The sequence below is a fragment of the Streptomyces cyaneochromogenes genome (assembly GCF_003963535.1).
GTDB lineage: Bacteria > Actinomycetota > Actinomycetes > Streptomycetales > Streptomycetaceae > Streptomyces > Streptomyces shaanxiensis.
This window is the reverse complement of the sequence record NZ_CP034539.1, coordinates 3,988,168-4,006,154: the sequence shown is the minus strand read 5'-3', so window position 1 is coordinate 4,006,154 and position 17,987 is coordinate 3,988,168. Positions and strand designations below refer to the sequence as shown.

At 70.6% G+C, this 17,987-nt stretch carries 17 protein-coding genes and 1 other RNA gene; 14 read left to right on the top strand and 4 right to left on the bottom strand.

Annotated features, from left to right (window positions below; genetic code table 11):
* The first annotated feature begins 42 nt into the window (after window positions 1–42).
* Together prfB and EJ357_RS17915 are read left to right on the top strand one after the other, a co-directional pair.
* The gene (gene prfB / locus EJ357_RS17920) at window positions 43–1,149 is read left to right on the top strand and encodes a peptide chain release factor 2 (protein ID WP_126392637.1); all 1,107 of its coding nucleotides are present in this window, start codon (window positions 43–45) and stop codon (window positions 1,147–1,149) included.
* Window positions 1,150–1,444: 295 nt separating this feature from the next.
* Entirely contained in the window at window positions 1,445–2,083 is a 639-nt protein-coding gene (locus EJ357_RS17915) for a hypothetical protein (RefSeq protein ID WP_126392636.1), read from the top strand.
* A gap of 108 nt (window positions 2,084–2,191) precedes the next feature.
* Here EJ357_RS17915 and EJ357_RS17910 read toward each other — a convergent pair whose 3' ends face one another.
* Entirely contained in the window at window positions 2,192–2,383 is a 192-nt protein-coding gene (locus tag EJ357_RS17910) for a hypothetical protein (RefSeq protein WP_126392635.1), read from the bottom strand.
* 325 nt (window positions 2,384–2,708) lie between these two features.
* Here EJ357_RS17910 and ftsE point away from each other — a divergent pair, with 325 nt between their 5' ends.
* From ftsE to EJ357_RS17870, 8 genes are all read left to right on the top strand, one after another.
* A complete protein-coding gene (ftsE, locus tag EJ357_RS17905) occupies window positions 2,709–3,398 on the top strand; it encodes a cell division ATP-binding protein FtsE (RefSeq protein WP_126392634.1) in 690 nt (229 codons plus the stop codon).
* Between the two features lie 34 nt (window positions 3,399–3,432).
* A complete protein-coding gene (ftsX, locus tag EJ357_RS17900; RefSeq protein WP_126392633.1) occupies window positions 3,433–4,350 on the top strand; it encodes a permease-like cell division protein FtsX in 918 nt (305 codons plus the stop codon).
* Between the two features lie 67 nt (window positions 4,351–4,417).
* A complete protein-coding gene (locus EJ357_RS17895; protein ID WP_126392632.1) occupies window positions 4,418–5,584 on the top strand; it encodes a S41 family peptidase in 1,167 nt (388 codons plus the stop codon).
* A 59-nt stretch (window positions 5,585–5,643) separates the two neighbouring features.
* Window positions 5,644–6,189, top strand: a complete 546-nt coding sequence (smpB, locus tag EJ357_RS17890; protein ID WP_126399591.1) for an SsrA-binding protein SmpB — start codon at window positions 5,644–5,646, stop codon at window positions 6,187–6,189.
* A gap of 114 nt (window positions 6,190–6,303) precedes the next feature.
* Window positions 6,304–6,672: a transfer-messenger RNA gene (gene ssrA, locus EJ357_RS17885) on the top strand.
* Window positions 6,673–6,821: 149 nt separating this feature from the next.
* Window positions 6,822–7,793: a DUF4232 domain-containing protein gene (locus EJ357_RS17880; protein ID WP_126392631.1), complete on the top strand. Its 972-nt coding sequence runs from the start codon at window positions 6,822–6,824 to the stop codon at window positions 7,791–7,793.
* Window positions 7,790–8,347 carry a hypothetical protein gene (locus EJ357_RS17875; protein ID WP_126392630.1) on the top strand — a complete coding sequence of 186 codons (558 nt, stop codon included), beginning with the start codon at window positions 7,790–7,792 and terminating at the stop codon, window positions 8,345–8,347. Before EJ357_RS17880 ends, EJ357_RS17875 begins: the two co-directional genes overlap by 4 nt.
* Window positions 8,348–8,424: 77 nt before the next feature.
* Entirely contained in the window at window positions 8,425–9,411 is a 987-nt protein-coding gene (locus EJ357_RS17870) for an extracellular catalytic domain type 1 short-chain-length polyhydroxyalkanoate depolymerase (RefSeq protein ID WP_126392629.1), read from the top strand.
* Between the two features lie 23 nt (window positions 9,412–9,434).
* Here the strand turns inward: EJ357_RS17870 and EJ357_RS17865 are convergent, their stop codons facing one another.
* Window positions 9,435–10,079, bottom strand: coding sequence for a hypothetical protein (locus tag EJ357_RS17865; RefSeq protein ID WP_126392628.1), 645 nt, complete (start codon window positions 10,077–10,079; stop codon window positions 9,435–9,437).
* A 231-nt stretch (window positions 10,080–10,310) separates the two neighbouring features.
* Window positions 10,311–10,442 (bottom strand): hypothetical protein, encoded by a 132-nt coding sequence (locus EJ357_RS50240; protein WP_267132882.1) that lies wholly within the window; start codon window positions 10,440–10,442, stop codon window positions 10,311–10,313.
* Between the two features lie 75 nt (window positions 10,443–10,517).
* Between EJ357_RS50240 and EJ357_RS17855 the strand changes: the two genes are divergently transcribed.
* Entirely contained in the window at window positions 10,518–11,891 is a 1,374-nt protein-coding gene (locus EJ357_RS17855) for a cytochrome P450 (protein WP_126392626.1), read from the top strand.
* Here EJ357_RS17855 and EJ357_RS17850 read toward each other — a convergent pair.
* On the bottom strand, window positions 11,888–13,351 hold the full coding sequence (locus tag EJ357_RS17850) for an MFS transporter (RefSeq protein ID WP_126392625.1): 1,464 nt from the start codon (window positions 13,349–13,351) through the stop codon (window positions 11,888–11,890). The two genes, EJ357_RS17855 and EJ357_RS17850, sit on opposite strands and share 4 nt — an antisense overlap.
* Before the next feature lie 83 nt (window positions 13,352–13,434).
* Here EJ357_RS17850 and EJ357_RS17845 point away from each other — a divergent pair, with 83 nt between their 5' ends.
* The 3 genes from EJ357_RS17845 to EJ357_RS17835 all read left to right on the top strand — a co-directional run bounded on the left by EJ357_RS17845 (window position 13,435) and on the right by EJ357_RS17835 (window position 17,971).
* Complete coding sequence (locus EJ357_RS17845) at window positions 13,435–14,412, top strand: LysR family transcriptional regulator (protein WP_126392624.1); 978 nt, start codon at window positions 13,435–13,437, stop codon at window positions 14,410–14,412.
* A 158-nt stretch (window positions 14,413–14,570) separates the two neighbouring features.
* Window positions 14,571–15,773, top strand: a complete 1,203-nt coding sequence (locus tag EJ357_RS17840) for a hypothetical protein (RefSeq protein ID WP_175647426.1) — start codon at window positions 14,571–14,573, stop codon at window positions 15,771–15,773.
* Window positions 15,773–17,971, top strand: a complete 2,199-nt coding sequence (locus EJ357_RS17835) for a bifunctional polysaccharide deacetylase/glycosyltransferase family 2 protein (RefSeq protein WP_126392622.1) — start codon at window positions 15,773–15,775, stop codon at window positions 17,969–17,971. The genes EJ357_RS17840 and EJ357_RS17835 overlap by 1 nt, the downstream gene beginning before the upstream one ends.
* Window positions 17,972–17,987 lie beyond the last annotated feature (16 nt).

Genomic DNA, 17,987 nt, shown 5'->3' with positions numbered 1-17,987 from the left:
TGCCCGGAGCTCCCCGCTTGGCGGAGCCGTTACGCTGGAGGCGTGGCAGTCGTCGATGTATCCGAAGAGCTCAAGTCCCTCTCCTCGACCATGGAGTCGATCGAGGCCGTTCTGGACCTCGACAAGCTGAGGGCAGACATCGCCGTGCTCGAGGAGCAGGCGGCCGCGCCGTCCCTGTGGGACAACCCGGACGAGGCGCAGAAGATCACCAGCAAGCTCTCCCACCTCCAGGCGGAGGTGAGGAAGGCCGAGGCCCTCCGCGGTCGTATCGACGACCTCGGCGTTCTCTTCGAGATGGCCGAGGAGGAGGACGACCCGGACACCCGTGCCGAGGCCGAGTCCGAGCTCGCCGCCGTCCGTAAGGCGCTGGACGAGATGGAGGTGCGGACGCTTCTCAGCGGTGAGTACGACGCCCGTGAGGCGCTCGTCAACATCCGCGCCGAGGCCGGCGGCGTCGACGCCGCGGACTTCGCCGAGAAGCTCCAGCGGATGTACCTGCGCTGGGCGGAGCAGAAGGGCTACAAGACCGAGGTCTACGAGACGTCGTACGCCGAAGAGGCCGGCATCAAGTCGACCACCTTCGCCGTGCAGGCGCCGTACGCCTACGGGACTCTCTCCGTCGAGCAGGGCACGCACCGGCTCGTGCGTATCTCGCCCTTCGACAACCAGGGCCGGCGGCAGACCTCCTTCGCGGGCGTCGAGGTGCTCCCCGTGGTCGAGCAGACCGACCACATCGAGATCGACGAGTCCGAGCTGCGGGTGGACGTGTACCGGTCGTCCGGCCCCGGCGGCCAGGGCGTGAACACCACCGACTCCGCGGTGCGACTCACCCACCTCCCCACCGGCATCGTCGTCTCCTGCCAGAACGAGCGGTCCCAGATCCAGAACAAGGCCACCGCGATGAACGTCCTCCAGGCCAAGCTCCTCGAGCGGCGCCGGCAGGAGGAGCAGGCCAAGATGGACGCCCTGAAGGGCGACGGCGGCAACTCCTGGGGCAACCAGATGCGGTCCTACGTGGTGCACCCGTACCAGATGGTCAAGGACCTGCGCACCGAGTTCGAGGTCGGCAACCCCGAGGCCGTGTTCAACGGTGAGATCGACGGGTTCCTCGAAGCCGGAATTCGCTGGCGCAAGCAGCAGGAGAAGTAACTTTGTCGACAAGGCAACTGCCGCCACTTCGGCGGCAGTTGCCTTTTCTGTGCCTGCATGTCTGGGTTTTACATCACACTCACAGGCTCCAACCCCTGGCATAGCCCCCGTATTTGGACATGGCGCAAGTAAACGGCCTTGACGAGTCTTTGAAAAATGGGAAGGGTAAAGCGTGGCATGCGTATCTCTGGGGCGCATGTGAACCGGGGGAGCTCAACTGCAGCACTACCTCCGTCGATCACGGCCCCCGAGCGCCCGCCTCACCGACGATTCAGCTACTGGGGGTAGCAACCAGATGACTAAGAAGACGCGGATCCGTATCGCGCGGATCGCGGCCGGCGCCGTGATCGCGGCCGGTGCCTCGCTGACCGCTGCGGGTGCCGCTTCCGCGCTGGAAATCGGCGTGAGCGCCGACGAGAGCGGTATCGGTGTGAGCGTCGACACGGGTCTCGGCGACGACGACCCGACCGACCCGCCGACGGACATCCCGACGGACATCCCGACGGACATCCCGACGGACATCCCGACCGACGTGCCGACGGACATCCCGACGGACCCGACGGTGGACCCGACCGAGCCGACCGAGCCGACGGACCCCACCGACGACCCGACCACCGACCCGACCGACCCGGGCAATGGGAACGGTAACGGGAACGGCAACGGGAACGGCAACAACGGCGGCGGTAACAACAACACCGACCCCGACGGCGGCACCTCCCCGCAGCAGGAGGGCTCCTCCGGCCTCGCCGACACCGGCTCGAACAGCGGCACGGGCACCAGCACGTCCGCCCAGGGCGGCGGCGAGCAGCTCGCCGAGACCGGTGCGGCCCAGACCACGTTCCTGCTGGTCGGCGCCGCCACGATGATCGCCGGCGGTATCGGCTTCCGCATCCTCCCGCGCCTCGCGGGCGGCCGCGGCGGTGCGGCTGCCTGACGGTAGCCGTTGATGCACGCCGTGTGACGTAGTTTGTACGGCCGAGGGGCCCGGAGCGCGTTTCGCTCCGGGCCCCTCGCCATGTCCGTGTACGGGAGGTGCGCCGCCCTACGCCGTCTGGTGCGCGAGTAGCGCGACCGCTGCGATCAGCACCGCCAGCAGGGCGATCAGTGTCATCGGGTTCAGCCCCGCGAACAGGTTTTCGTGCTGCAGCCGCTCTCGGTTCGCCCGGCACACGGGGCAGCGGCCCTCACTCACGGGCGCGGCACAGTTCGCGCACACCAGCCGGTCGTACGTCATGCGCCACCCTCCTAGCGTGTTCCCTCCGGGGGTTCAACGGGCTCGGCCTCCAGAACGTTCCCCACCTCTACTGTGCCAGGTTCCTGCGGAAGCTGCGCCGGGTCGCTTCCGGAGGGGTGGCTGAGGGGGATTCGCGGCCGCGGCGCCGTTGTGGTTGCTCGCGCAGTTCCCCGCGCCCCTAAAGGGGCGCTTCCCCGCTGTTCGTCAAGAAGCGAACCCCGCACAAAAGTGCACAAGGCTCGCGCAACCCCTCCGGCGACTGCGCCCCCGCCTCCGGTTCGCGTATGGTCACGCTCATCTACCCCCGGCGACCCGTGGTGCATCCGTGATCCGATTCGACAATGTCTCCAAGGTCTACCCCAAGCAGACCCGCCCCGCACTCAGGGATGTGTCCCTGGAAGTGGAGAAGGGCGAGTTCGTGTTCCTCGTGGGGTCCTCCGGCTCCGGAAAGTCCACCTTCCTGCGGCTGATCCTCCGCGAGGAGCGGTGCAGCCACGGGCAGGTGCACGTTCTTGGCAAGGACCTCGCGCGCCTGTCCAACTGGAAGGTGCCGCAGATGCGCCGCCAGCTGGGGACGGTTTTCCAGGACTTCCGGCTGCTGCCGAACAAGACGGTCGCGGAGAACGTGGCCTTCGCGCAGGAGGTCATCGGCAAGTCGCGCGGCGAGATCCGCAAGTCCGTGCCGCAGGTGCTCGACCTCGTCGGGCTGGGCGGGAAGGAGGACCGGATGCCGGGTGAGCTGTCCGGTGGTGAGCAGCAGCGCGTCGCCATCGCGCGGGCCTTCGTCAACCGGCCCAAGCTGCTCATCGCCGACGAACCCACCGGTAACCTCGACCCGCAGACCTCCGTCGGCATCATGAAGCTGCTCGACCGGATCAACCGGACGGGCACCACCGTGGTGATGGCCACGCACGACCAGAACATCGTGGACCAGATGCGCAAGCGCGTCATCGAGCTGGAGCAGGGCCGCCTCGTCCGCGACCAGGCACGCGGCGTCTACGGCTACCAGCACTGACCGCACCGTCCACGGAAAGGCTCAACCAGACGCCATGCGCGCCCAGTTCGTACTGTCCGAGATCGGTGTCGGTCTCCGCCGCAATCTGACGATGACGTTCGCCGTCGTCGTCTCCGTCGCCCTGTCGCTCGCCCTGTTCGGCGGGTCGCTCCTGATGAGCGACCAGGTCACCACGATGAAGGGCTACTGGTACGACAAGGTCAACGTCTCCGTCTTCCTCTGCAACAAGAGCGACGCCGAGTCCGACCCCAACTGCGCCAAGGGCGCGGTCACCGAGGACCAGAAGAAGGAGATCCTCGGCGACCTGGACAAGATGTCGGTCGTCGAGAAGGTGACGTACGAGTCGCAGGACGAGGCGTACAAGCACTACAAGGAGCAGTTCGGCGACTCCCCGCTGGCCGCCTCGCTCACACCGGACCAGCTGCAGGAGTCGTACCGGATCAAGCTGAAGGACCCGGAGAAGTACCAGGTCGTGGCGACCGCCTTCAACGGGCGGGACGGCGTGCAGTCCGTGCAGGACCAGAAGGGCATCCTGGACAACCTCTTCAAGCTGCTCAACGGCATGAACTGGGCGGCACGCGCGGTGATGGCGCTGATGCTGGTCGTCGCGCTGATGCTGATCGTCAACACGGTGCGCGTGTCCGCGTTCAGCCGGCGGCGTGAGACCGGGATCATGCGGCTCGTCGGTGCCTCGGGCTTCTACATCCAGGCGCCCTTCATCATGGAGGCCGCGGTCGCCGGGCTCATCGGCGGGACGGTCGCCTGCGCCTTCCTGGTGATCGCGCGGTACTTCCTCATCGATCACGGGCTGGCCCTGGCCGACCAGCTGACACTGGTCAATTTCATCGGCTGGGACGCCGTACTGACCAAGCTCCCGCTCATCCTCGCGACCAGCCTGCTGATGCCGGCGTTGGCGGCGTTCTTCGCGCTGCGCAAGTACCTGAAGGTGTGACCAACGCCAATGGGGCCGTACGGACAACGGACCGTACGGCCCCTTGCGTTGTCCTAGACTCACCGGCATGTCAGGTCGTGACCTGTTCTGTCAGCCCCGCCGCTTCGGCCGCGGGGCCGCCCTGACATTGGTCTTCGCGAGCGTGCTCGTGGCCGGTGCCGCGACCGGCTCGCTGCCCGGCCCCGACCGGAAGCCGTCCGACGGCGCCACCCGTTCGGACGCCGCCGCGGTCCGACACGAGGACCTCGCCGAGGTGGCCGCCGAGGCCATCGCGGCCGGCAAGTCCCCCATGGAGGCCGCCGAGCGAGCGGTCAGCCGCAGCGGGGACCGCTGGGGCGCCGTCTACTCCGAGGGCGAGTACGAGGAGTTCGAGGAGGCCCTCGACGGCGAGTACACCGGCGTCGGCCTGTGGGCGCGGCGCGAGCGGGACGGCCGTATCGAGGTGACCAAGGTGCGGCCGGGGTCGCCCGCGGCCGCCGCCGGGATCCGCGCGGGCGACCGGCTGCGCAGCGTCGACGGCGCGAAGGTCGACGGGCGTCCGGTCACCGAGGTCGTCTCCTTACTGAGGGGCGACGCGACGGACGCGCCCGCCGGTACGGCCGTCAAGGTGGGGCTGGAGCGCGGCAAGCGCGCGTGGGACCTCACTCTGCGCCGGGCCGTCCTGTCCACCGATTCGGTCACTGTTCGAGAACTCGCCGACGGTGTCACCGTCATCCGGATCGCCTCCTTCACCAAGGGCTCCGGCGACGCGGTCCGCTCCGCCGTACGGCAGTCCCCGGCCGCCACCGGCATCGTGCTGGACCTGCGGGGCAACTCCGGCGGCCTGGTCACCGAGGCCGTCACCGCCGCCTCCGCCTTCCTCGACGGCGGCCTCGTCGCCACGTACGACGTCGACGGCGACCAGCGCGCCCTGCACGCCGAGCCCGGCGGCGACACCACCAGGCCGCTGGTGGCGCTCGTCGACGGCGGCACGATGAGCGCGGCCGAGCTGCTCACCGGCGCGCTCCAGGACCGCGGCCGCGCGGTCGTCGTGGGCACCCGCACCTTCGGCAAGGGCTCGGTCCAGATGCCGAGCCGCCTCCCCGACGGCTCCGTCGCCGAGCTGACCGTCGGCCACTACCGCACCCCCTCCGGCCGCGCCGTCGACGGCATGGGGATCACCCCCGACCTGGAGGCCGACCGGGGCGTCCTGGGGCGGGCCGAGACGGTCCTCAGCGGCCTGGGCGAGTCGTAAATCGGCTTTCCCCGTACCCCGTCCGTAGTGCGAAAATGGACGGCACTATGAGCAAGGGAATGTACGTACCGAAGGAGTCCCAGCCCAAGCAGGGCGGGGCGGCGGCCGCGAAGGCCAGGGACGGCGAGAAGGGCGGCAAGCGCAAGATCGTCGCCCAGAACAAGAAGGCCCGGCACGACTACGCGATCATCGACACCTATGAGGCCGGCCTGGTGCTCATGGGCACCGAGGTCAAGTCGCTGCGCGAGGGTCGGACATCGCTGGCAGACGGCTTCGTCCAGATCGACCGGGGCGAGGCGTGGCTGCACAACGCCCACATCCCGGAGTACCACCAGGGCAGCTGGACCAACCACTCCGCGCGCCGCAAGCGCAAGCTCCTCCTGCACCGCGAGGAGATCGACAAGCTGGAGGCGAAGTCCCAGGAGACGGGTCACACGATCGTGCCCCTCGCCCTGTACTTCAAGGACGGCCGCGCGAAGGCGGAGATCGCCCTGGCCCGAGGCAAGAAGGAGTACGACAAGCGGCAGACCCTGCGGGAGAAGCAGGACCGGCGGGAGTCGGACCGGGCGATCGCGGCGGCGAAGCGGCGGCAGCGGGGCGTCTGACGGGCGGGAATACAGTGGCATCGGCGTGCGTTGGTCACGTACGATGGCACTGCACCTCACAGAGGGTGCGCGCCCCCTTCCGGATCCGTCCGGTGGGGATTGAAAAAACAACATGGGGATGATCGGTTTCGACAGCGGCTGTTGAAACAGGGGAAGCGTGTCGAGGAAGCGGCAATGATCTCGTAAACCATATGTCGCAAAAAATAATCGCCAACACCAAGCGCGATTCCTTCGCCCTCGCTGCCTAAGTAGCGACTTGCGAAGTGTCAGCCCGGGGCTGTTCCCGACCCGGATCCTGGCATCAGCTAGGGAACTAAACCTTGATCCCGGTCACGGGGTGAAGAGGGAAATCTAACAGTGACTGGGCCCGTCGGCGACTTGTTCGCGTGATCGCCGGGGCCGAGAAAATCACAGCGGACTGCACACGGAGAAGCCCTGATTCTGCACCGTTGGACGCGGGTTCGATTCCCGCCATCTCCACTCATCCCATGTGGGCAAAGGCCCCGCCGCCTTCGGGCAGCGGGGCCTTTGTCATGCCGGACGACGAAAGACGGTGGCCTGTGACACCGCTGTGACAGGAGGTGTGGGTTCCGCCACAGCTTGCGAAGTCGGCCTCCTGGTGGGGTGAGCGGATGCCCACAGTCTTCCGCACGGTTCCCACCGCCCTCGCCGGAGTTCTGCTGCTCGCCGCGTGCGGTTCGGAGAGCCTCTCGGAGGCTCCGGCCGGTACCGAGGTGTCGTGCCCGTCGGAATTACGTCAGGGCAGCCGGCCCTCCGGTTCGCCGACTCCGATTCCCCTGCCTTCGCTCGACGGTCCGGGCGAGAACGGTGTGAAGGTCACCGGACTGTACGCGTGCGGAGCTGAATTCTCGGCCGAGTTCGAGGTCACCAACCAGGCGAACGAGGCGGCCACCTTCACCGTCACCCTCGGGTTCCGCTCGGCGTCCGCAGGCCGCGTCGACGACGTGGAGCAGATCGTCGCGTCGGTCGGGCCGGGACGGACCGTCAAGAAGACCGTCGGCATGGGGGAGTCGCTCGGACGGGGCGCCGATGTGTCCGGCGTGGAATCCGATGTGTCGGGCGTGGAAGTGGTCAAGGTGCGCAGCGTCCCCGTCGACGAGGCGTCGTCCGCCTCGGGGCCCTGCCCCGCCTCCGGGCTGCACGTCTACGCGGACGACGGGGACGCCGCCTTGGGCCTGCGTGTCGTCGGCCTGCATCTCGTCAACTGCGGCACCGGGCCCTACGAGCTCGACGGCTACCCGGAACTCGAGATCCTCGACGAGGACCACGACAACGTCGACAGCGTGCGGATCCTCCACGGGACCGATCGGATCAGCACCGGCGTCGGCGGCGACGGCGGCCCGCAGCCCGTCGTTCTGCGGCCGGGCGAGGCCGCGCAGACCACGCTGGCCTGGCGGAACACCACCCAGTTCGGCGAACCGGTGAACGCGCCGTACGTCCGCGTGCGGGCCAAGCAAGGGGCACGCCCCGTGATGGTGGTGCCGGAACTGGACCTGGGGACGACGGGGAAGCTCGGCGTCGGGCCGTGGCAGAAGGACGAGACGTACCGGGATCCTGCGGCGGCCGGCACCCCGCGCCCGTGACCGGCTTCGTCGTCATCCTCGGGTGGGCGGTCGCGCTGTATCTGCTCGCCCTTTCGGGGATCGCGCCCGGGATCAAGGTGCTTGTCCTGACCGCGCCGCCGGTGGGCGCAGTGATGTGGCTCCTGGGCACGGTGTTCGGGAAGCCCTTCGCCGCCGTGGCCGTCGCAGCGGTGTTCGTGGTCGTACTGATCGCGCTGAACGGGCTCCTCGCCCACCCCCGCCTGCCGACCTGGACGAAGATGACCGTGTTCGGCACGGTCCCGGGGGCGGCGCTGGCCTGGCTTCTGGTCGTCACGGCGGACGACACCCTCAAGGATCCCGGCGAGGACCCGTGCTCCCTGCGCTACGGCGGCGTCGGCGTCTCCAAGGCGTTTCCCCCGCAGGCGTACTGCCTCCACGAGGGCGGCGGCGCCGACAACCTCGCGTCGGGCGCCCAGTTCGTGTTCTGGGTCTGCTTCGTCAGCAGCGTGCTGCTGCTCGCGGTCGGTCTGTGGGAGGTCGCGCGGGACCCGAAGGTGCTCGTGCGGCAGTTCCGTACGACGAGCACGCGCTGAGCAACCATGGCGGGCGTGTCCGTTGTGGTGTCCGACCCCATATCGGCGGGTGGTTCACGCCTTTACGGTCCATCCGCATGACACAGACCAGAGCCGCAAGTCCTCGCCCTGTCCTCGCCCTGCTGCCTGTCCTCGTCGCGCTGATCGCCGTCGTCCTCACGCCGGGCCGGGCCGCGGCGGCCCCGCCTCAGGAGGTCACCGGGTTCGGGTCGAACCCGGGTGCGCTGCGGATGTTCCGGTACGTCCCCGACGGGCTGCCCGCCGGCCGGCCCGTGGTCGTCGCGCTGCACGGCTGCACCCAGAACGCGTCCGGCTACGGCACCGGCAGCGGATGGACCCAGCTCGCCGACCGCTGGGGCTTCTCCGTGGTCCTGCCGCAGCAGCAGACCGCCAACAACGCCTCGTCCTGCTTCAACTGGTTCCAGAGCGGCGACATCGCACGCGGACAGGGCGAGGCCGCGTCCGTCGCGCAGATGGTCGACCGGCAGCTCGCCGACGTCACCGGCGACACGTCACGGGTGTATGTCACCGGGCTGTCCGCCGGGGGCGGGATGACGGCCGTGATGATGGCGGCGTACCCGGAGAAGTTCGAGGCGGGCGGGATCGTCGCCGGGCTGCCGTACGGGTGTGCGCAGGCCGCCGGGTCGCCGTACGTGTGCATGTACGTCGGCGCCACGCAGACCCCGCGGCAGTGGGGCGACCGGGTACGCGCCGCCCGGCCGGGGTATGCCGGTCCCTGGCCCACGCTGGTCGCCTTCCAGGGCACGGCCGACTACACCGTGAAGCCGGTCAACATGACGGACCTGACGCGCCAGTGGACCGAGGTGCAGGGGGCCGATCAGGCCGCCGACGTGAGTGACACCGTCGCCGGGTATCCCCACCGGGTCTTCCGGGACGCGGGCGGGCGCGCGGTCGTGGAGACGTACAGCGTCACGGGGATGGGGCACGGTCAGCCGGTCGATCCGGGGAGCGGGGCCGAGCAGTGCGGGAGTGCCGGGGCGTACCTGCTCGACGTGAATGTGTGTGCCGCGTATCGGATGGGGCTGGCCTGGGGGTTGGGCTGAGAGCCGGGTCCGTGAGTGCTCACTCACCCCGAGACCGGCACCGCGTCCAGGTGACTCAGCCGCACCGGAAACGCGTCCGACACCCGGCTCCACCCCTGCCCGGCGAAGTGGACCGAGCACCACGAACCGTCGGCGAAGCCGATCTCGTGGTTGCCGCCCGCCACGTCGCTGCGGTCGCGGATGTAGGCCACGTTGCGAAGGTCCGTGGCCCACCCCACCTCGGCCGGACCGGGTGTGCCGGTGAAGAAGGAGCGCGCGCGGGACACGTACGCGACCTGCAGGCGGCGGTCGGTCACCTGGAGCATCACGGCCGCGCTGTTTTTGGTGCGGGGCACCACGGCGCGGGCCAGCCGGCCGGCCATGCTGTCCCAGCCGCCGTGGAACGGCTTGCCCGGCTTCTTCTTCTCGCGCCAGAAGACCGCCTCGAAGAAAGCATCGAACGGGTTCCAGTTGATGGAGAGAAGCCTCGCGACCCCGTTGACGGGGATCAGCAACCAGCTCCCGAGGGTGCGGCGCTCGGAGCGCAGAGCGCGCGGCCGGCGGAAATAGCCGGGCCTCGGCGCTCTGCCGGCCAAGGAGACCCCGTGGTCGGCGCGCAGCACCTCGCCCGCCGGTATCAGCGCCCTCGCCCGCTCGGCCGTCTCCCGTCCCCGATCTGCTCGGCTCACCCGCAACTCACCCGTAATCGCCCCTCGTCGGCATGATCATCGCCGTGAATCTAGCGCATGGGTCCGACGAGACCGTGCCTGAGACGGCTGGGGGGATGCCTCGCGTCCGGCCCGATGCCGCGCTGTCAGCGCCCGTTCACGTCGGCTCCCGCCGCGCGGTACTCGCCCGCTCCGTCATCCCCGGTGGCAGCGGCGTCGCCTCCGGTACGTCTTTGCCGTCCGGCTTCCGTATCAGCAACAGGTCGGCCGGAACGCGCAGGACCCGGCCGGCTCGAACTCGGGGCCGCGGGGCTGCTCGCCCGCGAAGTGGGTGAGGGTGAGGCCGATGACGTCGGGCATCGGGGTGTGGGCGTCGATCGTCATGACCGGTCCCGTCATCAGGTCGCCGCGGGTGTGGGCTGAGGGTGCGTCAATGGCTCCGGCGGGAATGGGGCAACCATGACGATGACGACGACGGCCGCCCAGGCGCCGATCGTGGCGGGGAGTCCCTTGCTCGGCTCGATGAGCGACCTGCTGAACGATCCCCTCGCCGCCTACCTGCGAGCCCGCCGCGACCATGGCGACGTGGTGCGCTTCCGGGCCGGGCCGCCGGGGCTGCGGACCGACATCTACGCGGTGTTCTCCGCCGAGGGCGCCCAGCAGGTGCTGGCGACCCAGGCCGCCAACTTCCGCAAGGACAACGTCTTCTACGAGGAACTGCGCCAGTCGGTCGGCAACGGGCTGCTCACCAGCCAGGACGACGCGTACCTGCGCCAGCGCAGGCTCGTGCAGCCGCTGTTCACCCGGCGCCGGGTGAACGGATACGCGCAGCAGGTCGCCGGGGAGGCGGACGCGCTGGCCGCCGAGTGGCGGGAGGCGCCGGGCGGGACCGTGGAACTGGTGGGTGAGATGCACCGGTTCGCGCTGCACCTCGTCGGGCGGATCCTGTTCGGGACGGACGTGAAGAAGGCGTTCGGGGTGATCGAGCGCACCCTGCCGCCGCTCCAGGAGTACTCGCTCAAGCGCGGTTTCTCGCCGCTCAAGGCACCCCGCACCTGGCCCACCCCCGCCAACCGCCGCGCCGCCCGTCTCCAGGCCGAGCTGCACGCCCTGTGCGACGGCATCATCGACAGCCGCCGGGACCGGGACGACCGCGACGACCTGGCCACCCTCCTGGTGCACGCCGAGAACGCCGAGGACGGCAGCCTCGACGCCGACGAACTCCGCGAACAGGTCCTGATCTTCCTGCTGGCCGGCCACGAGACGACCGCCACCGCGCTCGCCTTCGCCCTGCACCTCCTCGCCCGTCACCCCGGAGAGCAGCGGCGGGTGCGGGACGAGGTGGACGGGGTGCTCGGTGGGCCCGGCGGACGGGCGCCCACGGCCGAGGACATGGAGGAGCTGCCGTATCTGACGATGGTGCTGAAGGAGGCGATGCGGCTGTACCCCTCCGCACCCGTGATCGGCCGCCGCTCGGTCGCCGACGCGGAGGTGGACGGCGTACGGATCCCGGCCGGTGCCGACCTCCTGGTCAGCCCCTGGGTCACCCAGCGCCACCCCGCCTACTGGCCGGACCCGGAGCGCTTCGACCCCGCCCGCTTCACGCCGGAGGCGGAGGCGGGGCGTCCGCGCTATGCCTGGTTCCCCTTCGGGGGCGGGCCGCGGGCGTGTATAGGGCAGCACCTGTCGATGCTGGAGTCGGTGCTCGGGCTGGCGGTGCTGTTGCGGGAGTTCGAGTTCGAGGACGCGGAGGTGGGGGAGGTGCCGGTCGGGGCGGGGATCACGTTGATGGCCAAAGGGCCGGCTCGGGCGCGGGTCGCTCCGCGGGGTTAGGCGGGTGGGGGGTGCGGCGATGGGTTGTCGGTTGTCTGCTGCGCCGTTGTGGCTGGTCGCGCAGTTCCCCGCGCCCCTTGGGGCGTTGCTGCGGGCGCGATGATCCGTGCTGCTGAGGGCGTTGCTGTGAGCGCGATGGCCCGTGCTGCTGAGGGCGTTGCTGCCAGGGCGATCAGCAGTGCGGCTGCCGCCGCCGTGACCGGGACGCCGTAGGCCGCCGTCGGCGAGAGGTGCTCCGCCATCCAGCCGCCGATCGCGCTGCCGGCCGCGATGCCCCCGAGGAGGGCCGTCACCGCGAGGGTCATTCCCTCGTTGAGGCGGCCCTCCGGGGTGCGGTGCTGGACCAGGGCCATGTTGGTGATCATGGTCGGGGCCGTGGCCATGCCGGCGATCAGCAGGGCGGCGGACAGCAGGAGGAGCGAGCCGGTGAGGGACGCGGCGAGCAGAGGCAGCGTCAGCAGGGCCGTCATCGCGGCTATGCACCAGGGGTAGCGGTACTCGGGGGGCCCGGAGAGTCGGAGCCGGCCGAACCACAGGCCCGCCGCGCAGGACCCGGCCGCCTGAAGCGCGAGCACCGCACCCGCCACCGTGCGGTGGCCCCGCGCGTCCGCGAACGCGATGGTGACGACCTCCGTCGCGCCGAACACCGCGCCCATGGCGAGGCAGACGGCCATCAGCGAGGGCATGCCGGGAGCGCGGAGCGGCGACCGCGTCGACCCGTCGGCCGTACGGCCCCGGGGCGGCGGCTCGGTCGACCGCTGGGACGCGAAGAGCAGCACGCCCGTCACCAGGAGCGCCACCGAGACCAGGGTCCCCGCCTCCGGGAAGAACGTCCCGCACAGGAAGGCCGCCAGCACCGGGCCCAGCATGAAGCACAGCTCGTCGGCGGCCTGCTCGAAGGAGTTCGCGGTGTGCAGGGACTCGGTGTCGTCCTTCAGCAGATGGGCCCAGCGGGCGCGGGACATGCCGCCGGTGTTGGGGGTGGTCGCGGTGGCGGCGTACGCGGCGAAGAGGGTCCAGGCGGGGGCGTCGTAGCGCACGCACAGCAGCAGCGCGAGGCTGCCCAGCGCCGCGAGGAGCGTGGCCGGCACCGCGACCCGCGCCTGGCCGTACCGGTCGACGAGCCGCGCGGTCCAGGGCGCGACCAGCGCGGTCGCCGCGAGGCCGGTAGCGGTGACGGCGCCGGCGAGGGCGTACGACCCCCGCGAACCGGCGATCATCACGACCGCGCTCACGCTGAACATGCCCATGGGCAGCCGGGCGATCAGGTTCCCGACGGTGAAGGCGCGGGCGCCGGGGCGGGCGAAGAGCCGGCGGTACGGGCCGGGTGCGCGACGCGTCGTGCGGGGGCCGAAGTCGACGGCGACGAGGGTGTCGGCGGTGACGGTGAGCAGCGGAGGCGTCGGGGATTTCGAAGTCCTCGTGACCTGCGGGGCTTTCTCGTACGGCTGGTGCGGCATGGGACCACCCTCGCCCCCGGTGGATCAAGGGGTCCAACACCTGCTCGGCGCGGATTCACGCACTCGCGTTGTAAGTTCGCCGCATGTCCGCTTCCGCTCCCGCGCACCTCGACCCCCGACTCCTGCGCGCCTTCCTCGCCGTGGCCCAGGAGCTGCACTTCACGCGGGCCGCGGCTCGGCTGTACGTCGCCCAGCAGGCGCTCAGCCGGGACGTACGGCGGCTGGAGCGGGAGCTGGGCGCCGAGCTGTTCGTGCGGACGACCCGGCAGGTCACGCTGACGGCCGACGGCGAGCGACTGGTGCCGTACGCCCGCCGCGCCCTCCAGGCCCAGGACGACCTGCTCGCCGCCTTCGGGCAGACCCGCCCCCTGCTGGTGGACCTGAACTCGCCGGGCATGGCCACCGGCCGCAGGATCCTGCACCGGGCCCGCGAACTCGCCCCCGAGCACGAGCTGATGGCGCGCTACGAGAGCGGTCTGACGGGTGCGGCCGGTGAGCTGGTCGCGGGGCGGCTGGACGCGTCCTTCGGGCGGTTCGCGGGACTGGACCCGGCCTTGCGGGCGGGCCTCGACCATCAGCCGGTGCGCTACGAGCCGATGGCGATCCTGCTGCCCGAGGGGCATCCGCTGGCCGATTCGGACCGGGTGCCGCTGGCCGCGCTGGCCGGCGAGACCGTGTACGCCGGTGCCGGCAACCCCCGTACCCCGGAGTGGACCGACCTCGCGCACCGGCTGTTCGACGGACGCGGCATCGAGATCGCCGCGCCCGCGCCGCTCGCCGTCGGCGACGAGGAGTTCCAGCGGATCATGGCCAAGACGCGGACCCCCGTGCTCGCCGTCGTCGAATTTCCGGCCATGCCCGGGGCGGTGCTGCGCCCGTTGACCGACCCCGTGCCTCTGTCGCCGGTGTCATTGGTGTGGCGAAAGGGCCTGGTGCACCCCGCATTCGACGCCCTTCGACGGGCGGCGGCGCAGGTCGCGGCCGAGGAGGGGTGGCTGCGGCGGCCCGCTGGGGGATGGATTCCAGCCATCGATTTGGACACGATGAACGTCCACAACTGACACTCGGCAAACACAAAACCTCCGCGTGCGCTACATTCTTGGCCTGAGCACGTTTGTGGTAAAGGGGGGCGCTCGGCCGGGTGGGGGCTCGGTACGGCGACGGGTGCTCAGTGTCGTGCGCGCACCCAGAACGGTCCCGTGGGGGGATGTGCGTGCGCGTGAAGAAGTGGCGAGAAGACGCCCAACCGGAGTGGCCCGAGGTCGCATCCGGAGCAGGGGGCGGTTCTTCCCCGGCGGGCTCGAAGGGCGACACCCAGGCCTTCCCGGCGACCGGGGAGACCGAGGTCCCCGATCGGGGCCGGCGTTCCCGATCCGAGACGGGGACAAGACAGACGGAGATACTCCGCGGCGGCGGCCGCACCACCGGGGACGCCGACGAGACGGCGATCCTGCGGGTCCGTCCCAGAGGGGCCGTTGCCGACGCCGACGAGACCGCGGTGCTTCCGGCGGTCGGGCAGGCGGCGGACGTGAGCCGGACTGGTGGGCAGGCGGCGGACGTCCGTCCGTCGACCGGTAGATCGGACGGCTGGTCGGCCTTCGAGCGGCCCTCGCGTACCCCCGTGGTCCGCGACCCGTGGGCGGAGGCCCAGGAACCGGAGCGGACCGGGCACGCCGAGGCGCGCCCCGACGCCGGCGCCACCCACGATCCGCACGAGGTCACCATCCAGCTCGACGGCGTGGGCCTGCAGCTGGACAACATGCTGCGCGCGGCCAAGGACGCCCCGGGCGGCGGCGAGGGCTCCGACGGGCCGGTGTTCGTCGACGAGTCGGGCCGCCGCAGCCGCCTCTACCGCCGTATCGGCATGGCCGTGGGCCTCGCCTGCGCGGTCTACGCCGTGGTCATCGTCGCCACCCTGCTGTCCGGCAACTCCCACGCGCCCTGGCTGCCGGTGGAGCGTCCCAAGGAGCAGCCGGCCGGCCAGGTCGACACCCCGCCGCTGCCCGCGGAGTCGGCACCGCAGCCCTCCGGCACCGGCAGCGTCTCCCCGGGCACCTCCCCGACGGCCGGTACGGACGCGACCGCATCCCCGGGCGCCGACGCCACCACGCCCGGCGCGTCCACCAGCGCCGACCCCGGCGCGTCCGCCGACCCGAAGCCGACCCCCACCAAGACCACCACCAACCCGGGCACGAACCCCACTCCCGACCCCGAGCCGACCACCGAGCCCACCATCCCCGACCCCGACCCGAGCCCGACGGACGGCGGCGGCCCCACCGAGGAGCCGACCGATCCCGCGACCACCGGCGAACCCGCCACCGGGACGGTCGCGAACGGCCCGAACGACCCGAGCCCCATCGCGCAGGAGCCGGACGCCTCCGCTCCCGCGCCCGCCGCCCCGTCCCCGGAGTACACCCTCTGATGGCATCCCGCACCCGCCGCCGTGGGCCCGCGAAGGGGGCCCCCGACGGCTCCCGGCGCCGCCGCGTGCCCATGCGCCTGCTTCTGCCCTCGCTCGTCCTCGTCGCGCTGATGGCGATGCTGATGCTGCGCGGCTACGTCCACAGCGAGATCCTGGCCGACTACCGCATCCGGCCCGCCGCGGCCAACGACAAGGTGCCGCAGGAGATCCTCAAGGGCGGCCCCGTCATCGACACCCGCGACGGCAGCGCGAGCACGCTGCGGGTGCCGGACAACAGCGTCGTCCTCACCTTCGACGACGGCCCCGACCCCGAGTGGACGCCGAAGGTGCTGGACGCCCTGAAGCGGAACGAGGCGCACGCGGTCTTCTTCATCACCGGCACGATGGCCTCCCGCTACCCGGACCTCGTGCAGCGCATGGTGGACGAGGGGCACGAGATCGGCCTGCACACCTTCAACCACCCCGACCTGTCCTACCAGTCCAAGAAGCGCATCGACTGGGAGCTGTCCCAGAACCAGCTCGCGCTCGCGGGCGCGGTCGGCATCCGCAGCTCGCTGTTCCGGCCGCCGTACTCGTCGAAGTCCGTGAACATGGACAACAACTCCTGGCCGGTGACCGAGTACATCGGCAGCCGCGGCTACATCACCATCGTCAACGACACCGACAGCGAGGACTGGCGCAAGCCGGGCGTCGACCAGATCATCCGCAACTCCACGCCCAAGAGCGGCCAGGGCGCGATCGTCCTGATGCACGACTCCGGCGGCGACCGGCAGCAGACGGTGCAGGCGCTGGACAAGCTCATCCCCCAGCTCAAGGGCAAGGGCTACGAGTTCCAGAACCTCACCGAGGCACTGGACGCGCCCAGCGCGCACACCGAGGTCACCGGTCTGGAGCTGTGGAAGGGCAAGGCCTGGGTCTTCCTGGTCGACGCCTCCGACAACATCACCGCGATCCTGGTCGTCGGCCTCGCCGCCATCGGCTCCCTCGTCATCGGCCGCTTCGGCCTGATGCTGCTGCTCTCCGCCGTCCACGCCCGCCGCACCCGTCGCCGGGACTTCGTCTGGGGCCCGAACGCGCCGGTCACCGAACCGGCGTCGGTGCTGGTCCCGGCGTACAACGAGGCCAAGTGCATCGAGAGCACCGTGCGGTCGCTGATGCGCAGCGAGTACCCCATCGAGATCATCGTCATCGACGACGGCTCCAGCGACGGCACGGCCCGCATCGTCGAAGGACTGGGACTGCCGAACGTCCGCGTCATCCGCCAGCTCAACGCGGGCAAGCCCGCGGCGCTCAACCGCGGCCTGGCGAACGCCCGTTACGACCTGATCGTGATGATGGACGGCGACACGGTCTTCGAACCGTCCACCGTCCGCGAACTCGTCCAGCCCTTCGCCGACCCGCGCGTCGGCGCGGTCGCGGGCAACGCCAAGGTCGGTAACAAGGACACCCTCATCGGCGCCTGGCAGCACATCGAGTACGTGATGGGCTTCAACCTGGACCGTCGTATGTACGACGTCCTGCAGTGCATGCCGACGATCCCGGGCGCGGTCGGCGCCTTCCGCCGCTCGGCCCTGGAACGGGTCGGCGGCATGAGCGACGACACCCTCGCCGAGGACACCGACATCACGATGGCGATCCACCGCGACGGCTGGCGCGTGGTGTACGCCGAGAAGGCCCGGGCCTGGACCGAGGCGCCCGAGTCCGTCCAGCAGCTGTGGTCGCAGCGCTACCGGTGGTCGTACGGCACCATGCAGGCGATCTGGAAGCACCGCCGCGCCCTGGTGGACCGGGGCCCGTCGGGCCGCTTCGGCCGGGTGGGCCTGCCGCTGGTGTCCCTCTTCATGGTCCTGGCACCGCTGCTGGCCCCGCTGATCGACGTCTTCCTCATCTACGGCCTGGTCTTCGGGCCCACGGAGAAGACGATCCTGGCCTGGTTCGGTGTCCTCGCCATCCAGGCGGCCTGCGCGGCCTACGCCTTCGTCCTGGACCGCGAGCGCCTCACCCCGCTCATCTCGCTCCCGCTCCAGCAGATCCTCTACCGCCAGCTCATGTACGTCGTCCTGCTCCAGTCCTGGATCACGGCCCTCACCGGCGGCCGCCTGCGCTGGCAGAAGCTGCGGCGCAAGGGCGGGGTGTCCGCACCGCCGACCGTGCCGACGCAGCGCCGGCAGGTCATGGACGAGAGGCCGGTCCGATGAACCCTCCCTCCTACGA